The sequence below is a fragment of the Dietzia sp. Cai40 genome (assembly GCF_014145165.1).
Taxonomy (GTDB): Bacteria; Actinomycetota; Actinomycetes; order Mycobacteriales; family Mycobacteriaceae; genus Dietzia; species Dietzia natronolimnaea.
In genome coordinates, this window is sequence record NZ_JAALEB010000409.1 from 1 (window position 1) to 5,940 (window position 5,940).

General features: G+C 70.7%; 5 protein-coding genes. All 5 read right to left on the reverse strand.

Going from position 1 to position 5,940, the window contains the following annotated elements:
* Positions 1-315: DUF3054 domain-containing protein (locus G6022_RS14550; protein ID WP_182691847.1), on the reverse strand; the 315-nt coding region annotated here is incomplete at its 3' end.
* A gap of 20 nt (positions 316-335) precedes the next feature.
* Entirely contained in the window at positions 336-1,646 is a 1,311-nt protein-coding gene (locus G6022_RS14555) for a YbhN family protein (RefSeq protein WP_179523593.1), read from the reverse strand.
* A 64-nt stretch (positions 1,647-1,710) separates the two neighbouring features.
* Entirely contained in the window at positions 1,711-4,266 is a 2,556-nt protein-coding gene (locus G6022_RS14560) for an MMPL family transporter (RefSeq protein ID WP_182639212.1), read from the reverse strand.
* Positions 4,267-4,278: 12 nt separating this feature from the next.
* Positions 4,279-4,953, reverse strand: a complete 675-nt coding sequence (locus G6022_RS14565) for an NYN domain-containing protein (protein ID WP_179523595.1) — start codon at positions 4,951-4,953, stop codon at positions 4,279-4,281.
* Positions 4,954-4,990: 37 nt separating this feature from the next.
* Positions 4,991-5,671: a tRNA (guanosine(46)-N7)-methyltransferase TrmB gene (gene trmB / locus G6022_RS14570; protein WP_187700315.1), complete on the reverse strand. Its 681-nt coding sequence runs from the start codon at positions 5,669-5,671 to the stop codon at positions 4,991-4,993.
* Positions 5,672-5,940 lie beyond the last annotated feature (269 nt).

Below are 5,940 nucleotides of genomic sequence, written 5' to 3' on the forward strand. Positions count from 1 at the left end.
CAGCGCCCGCCAGCCCAGGAGGAACACCCCGGTGGCGATCGCGGCCACCACCATGAAGCTCCAGTGCGGCACCCGTCCGTCACCGATCCCGCGGATCAGCATCCCGCCGACGAGGGTGGCGACCCACACCTGGACACCCGACCGGATGGTCCCGGGGTCGCGGCGCGTGGCGAGCACCACGACCCACCCCACCACCAGACCCACCAGGAACGGCCACGCCGTCCCCCACACCTGCCCGATCCCGAGGCCCTCGGAATGGGCGCCGCGCCCGAAGGTCGCGAACACCCCCACGAGCACGGCGTCCAGCAGGAACATCAGCGGCAGGGCCACTCGGCTCACCTATCCCTCTCGTCACGGTGCTCGCCGCCGCCCAGCGAGCAGGAGGCCTCACCCTCCCCGGCGTCCCGGGTCCCGTCCTCCCGGACGCGCAGGAGGGGGATCGGCCCGGAGTCGCGGGGGACGGTGGCGCGCCACGGCGTGCCCCTCATCGGCCACATCGCGGCGAGACCGGCGGGCGGGGCGGCGATCACGGCTGGTTGGTCGGGGTGGAGGCGGGGCGACGACGACGAGGCGTCCTCGCGCGGGGTGTCGTCCTCCGCGGGTTCGGCATCCGGATCGATCTCCACCGCACCGCGGTAGAAGAGGAAGAAGACCACCCACCCCGCCAGCGCCACGAGGACGAAGCTGACGATGCGGTAGAGGAACACCGCCGCGAACGCCTGGTGCGCACCGAGCCCGCCCGCGGTGAGCGCGGTGATGAGCGCGAACTCGACCGTTCCCAGACCACCGGGGGTGATCGGCGCGGAGGCCACGATCTTGCCGGTGACGTAGGCGATACACAGACCGCCGATGCTGGGCTGGGCGCCGACCGCGTGGGCGGCCGCCCACAGGCAGCCGATGTCGGCGACCCAGTTGAGGAGTGAGAACGCGAAGGCCTTGGAGAACTGGGTCTTGGTCATCTCGACCGCCTCGGCCTGCTCCACGATCTTGCGGACCCCGGTCGCACCGTGGTCGGCGGGCCGGCGGCGCCGGGCGTTGACCCACGCCAACAACGACAGCAGGGCCTCCTCGATCCTGTCGGGGTTCCTGGCGGCCCACTGCACCACCACCACGATCGCCACGAGGCCGATCGCGGACACCATCAGCAGGAACGGGTTGGACACACGGCCCACCAGGAAGAAGCCCATCAACGCGAGCAGCACGATCCCCACCGTGGACAGCACTCCGGAGATCACCAGTTGCCACGACGCCACCACCCGGGTCGCGCCCCACTGGCGGGTCTTCCGGTAGGTCAGGGTGGTTCCGAAGACCTGCCCGCCGGGGATGCAGGTCGAGAACGCGTTGGCGGAGAAGACCAGACCGACGCTCGCCCAGTGCCCCACCCTGACGCCCGCCGACTGCAGCAGCACCTTCTGCACCGAGCCGTAGCTGGACATGGAGAGGTAGGAGAACACCAGCGCCACCGCGACCCAACCCCAGTGCGGGCTGGTGACCGCCGAGAACCCCTCGGCGAAGAACGGCATCTGCCCGCGGAGCCAGTAGAGGACGAAGCCCAGGACGGCCAGGGTCGCCAAGGCCTTGAACCAGGGGTTGACCAGGACCACCCGGACACGACGGCGCAGGACGGCGCCCCGGGTCCCCTTCATCCCGCCACCATAACCCGCGGACCGGCCTCGGCCCAGGTTCACACTCCGGAGGTCGGGCGGGGCCTCACGCGTCGCGATCCCGTTCCCTCTCCCGCTCCCGCTCCTGCCGGAGCCGGGCGATCAGCTCCGCGGCGGGGATCTTCTCCCCGCCGCCCCCGTCCCGACGACGGTGCTCGGGCCGGGGCGCGGTCCGGAGGTCGGGTTCGGGCTCGCGCACAGGTTCGGGCGCGGGTTGGCGCACAGGTTCCGACTCGCGCACAGGTTCCGGTTCGCGCACAGGTTCCGCTTCGGGCTCGCGCTCGAGGAGCCCCACCGCCGATCCCGGCGCCTGCGTCCCCTCCGCCACGGAGGGTCCGTCAGTGGGGCTCCCCGCGACAGGTCCGGCGGGTGCGGTGTCAGGGACGCCCGTCTCCGTGACCCTGACCGGTCCCGCCGACCCGACCCGGGCAGGGCCGCCCTGCAGGTGTTCGGGCTCGTCGCCGATCTCGGCCTCGCCCAGGCCGATCCGCTCCTGGACCCGCTTCATCCACCGGGGGGCCCACCAGTTGTCGGTGCCCAGCATCTGCATGACCGCGGGCACCAGCAGCATGCGGATCACCGTGGCGTCGATGATCAGGGCGGCGATCATGCCGAACGCGATGTACTTCATCATCACGATGTCCGAGAACGCGAACGCGCCGGTCACCACGATGAGGATCAGCGCGGCCGAGGTGATGATCCGACCGGTGTTGGCCACGCCGCTGCGGATGGCCTCGGCGGTCCTGGCGCCCCGGGATCGCGCCTCGACCATCCGGGACACCAGGAACACCTCGTAGTCCGTGGACAACCCGTAGATGATCGCCATCAGCAGCACCACCACGGGCGAGGTGAGCGGCCCCGGTGTGAAGCCGAGCAGGTCGGCGAGGTGCCCGTCGACGAAGATCCACGTGAGGATCCCGAGCGTGGCGCCCAGGCCCAGCAGGTTCATGATCGCCGCCTTGATGGGCAGCACCAGCGAGCCGAACGCCAGGAACATCAGGATCGTGGTGGCGACCAGCACGTACAGCACGAACCACGGGAGTCCGTCGACCAGCGCGTCGACCGAGTCGGACTCCATGGCCGGGTTCCCGCCCACGTGGACCTCGGTGCCGGCGGGGATCGGGAACTGCTGCAGGTACTCGACGGTCTCGGCCGGTGAGTTGCGGTCGACCAGACCGGACTGCAGGACCACCACGTCGCGGCCCTGGTCGTCCTGTTGTCCGGACCGGGCGAACTGGAACGGACCGGTGAGCCCGGGCGCGTTGTTGGCCTCGGCGCGGATCTGCGAGAGCGTGGTGCCGTCCGATCCGATCACGACGAGCTTGATCGGGTCGGTGCGGGTGCCGGGGAAGTTCTGGTCGTACTGCTCCTGCGCCACGCGCGTGGTGTTGTCCGGCGGGAGGTAGGTCTCGTTGATGCCGCCGAACTTGACCCCGGAGAACGGGATGATGAGCGCCACGAGGACCACCACGACGGGCACCGCCACCGCCACCGGGTGCTTCATCGAGAAGTCGGCGACCCGGCCGAACAGCCCGTTCTCCACCTGCTCGCGGGTGCGGTGCCGCTGCAGGCGCGTGATGCCGAGCATGTCGACGCGGTGCCCCAACATCACCAGCACCGCCGGGAGCAGCGTCACCGACAGCAGCGCGGCCAGGATGACGGCGGCGATCGCCCCATAGGCCACCGACTTGAGGAAGTCCTGCGGGAAGATCAGCAGCCCGGACAGGGTCACGCCCACCATGACGGCCGAGAACACCACGGTGCGGCCGGCGGTGGCCACGGCTCTGCGCACGGCGACGACCGGTGGGTACCCCTCGGCCATCTCCTCCCGGAACCGGCTCACCACGAACAGGCCGTAGTCGATCGCCAGCCCCAGGCCGATCAGCGTGACCACGTTCTGGGCGAACGAGTTGACCGGCACCACCAACGACAGCAGGTGCAGGGCGCCGATCGACCCGAGGATCGTCAGGATGCCCACGGCCACCGGCAGGAACGCGGCCACCACGCCGCCAAACACCACGATGAGCAGGACGAACACCAGGGGCAGCGCGATGAGCTCCGCCCGGACGAGGTCGGCGTCCATGCCGTCCTGCAGCGCTCCCGCGACCGCCTGGACGCCGGCGACGTCGGTCTCGATGCCGTCGACGTCGATCCGGTTCTCGATCACCCGGAAGTTCTCGAGGATCTCCTCCTCCTCGCCCGCCAGCTGGATCGAGGCCACCGCGATGCCCTCGTCACGGTTGACCAGGGCGGGGGACTGGTTGTAGACGAAGCTGGTCACGCCGGTGACCTCGTCAGGGAACTCGTCGCGGATCGCGTCGAGCGAGGCCCGGACGGGGTCCTGGAACGCGGGATCGTCGACCGTGGTGCCCTCGGGGGCGTGATAGGTGACGACGACGTCGCCGAGCGCGTCGCGGCCGTACGCCTCCTGCTCGAGCCGCTCGGCGGTCGCCCACCCGCTCTTCGGGTCCTCGAAGCCCCCCTGACCGAAGGCGTTGCCGAACATGCTGCCCGCGACGCTGAGGGCGGCCATGACCAGGACCATGAAGAGCAGGACGGGGACGCGGCGGCGGGCGACGAACCCTCCGAGTGAGTTGAACACGGCTGCGCGCTCCTAACGCGAGTTGAGCAGGGCGGTGAGCGGCCGGAGCGGCTGCAGCCAGGCACCCTCGTCGGGCAGGTTCTCCAAGCTGACCCGGGGCAGGGGCTCCCGGAACACGCCTGGGATGTCCTCGAGGTCGAGGAATCGGATCGTGTCGTGCTGGACGGCCCAGGTGGCGTGCTCCCGGAACCCGATGACGGTGACGGGGACCTCGTCGGCGAGCTCCTCCAACGGCTCGCGGAACGCCTGGCCGTCGGCGGAGGCCACCACGACACCGGCGAGCCTGCCGGACTCGGCGCGCCGGTCGATGTGCTCGAGCATGTCGTCGTCGACATCGGAGTCTTCGCTGGTCTTGGGCTTGGCGAAGACGGCGAAGCCGACGTTGCGCAGGGCCTCGACCCAGGGGCGGACGTTGTCCGAGGTGCCCGGGACGATGTTGGTGAAGACGGTCGCCTCGGCCTCGAGGGTGTCGTTGGTGGTCACCGACAACTCGGCCGCGTACCCGAGCAGCCACCGCCCGAGCGCGTCGAAACGGGGACGGTACACGGCCGTGGGACGGCCGCCGAGGATCGAGCCCAGGCCCATGTCCACGTTGGGGGCGTCCCAGACGAGCAGCACCAGGCCCGGGGCGTCGGGCGGCACCACGTCGGAGAGGTCGTGGGCGTCCGGTCCGTCAGGTGGGGTCATCGTCTGCTGCCTCGGTCTTCTTGTAGATACGGGGTTGTCAGTCTCTACGACGCCAGAGGAACTCGTTGATCACTCGCTCCTCCTGCAGACCCTTGCCCTCGAACTTCGTCACGGGTCTTTTCAGACTGAACGGTACGTGTCCGGCCCCGGTCGTGGCGTCGAGCCGCTCGAGTGAGGGTTCCGCGTCGCCGGTCTCGGCGATCCAGTCGGCATAGTCCGCGTGGTCGGTGGCCACGTGGAGCACACCGCCGGGACGGAGGCGCGAGGAGATCAGTTCGAACGTGCCCGACTGCAGGAGCCGCCGCTTGTGGTGGCGGGCCTTGGGCCACGGATCCGGGAAGAACACGCGCACGCCGGTCAGGCTCGACGGCGCGATCATGTTGGTCAGCACGTCCACCCCGTCGCCGCGGATCATCCGGACGTTCTCGAGCCCCTCGCGCAGGATCATCCCCAGGAGCTGGGCCAGACCCGGCTGGTAGACCTCCACCGCGATCACGTCCACGTCGGGCTCGTCGGCCGCCATCGCCGCGGTCGACGTCCCGGTCCCGGAGCCGATCTCCACGATCAGCGGCGCGACGCGACCGAACAGGGCCTGCGGGTCGACGAGGTCGTCCGCCACGTTGCGGCCGTAGGTCGGCCAGTGTTCCTCCCAGTTCCGCTGCTGCCCCGGACGCAGGGTGCCGCGCCGGAACCGGTAGGCCGTGACCCTGGGGAACAGACGCGGGTCGTGGTCGGGGGTCGCACCGCCCCGGGTGTCGCCGTCCGGGGTGTCGCCGTCCGGGGTGTCGCCGTCCGCCGGTCGGGGGCTCTCGCTCTGGTTCACCCGGTCATCATCCCGTAGTCGGCGGCCCGGGTCCGAATCCGGTGGCCGGGCGGGGCGTGCGCCGGGACGACGGGCACCGCCCGGGATACCCGCCGGACCCGGGGGAAGGTCTTGCCGCCGCAGCCCGGCCGGGACACCATGAGCCCGTGCCGATCGTGACCCAC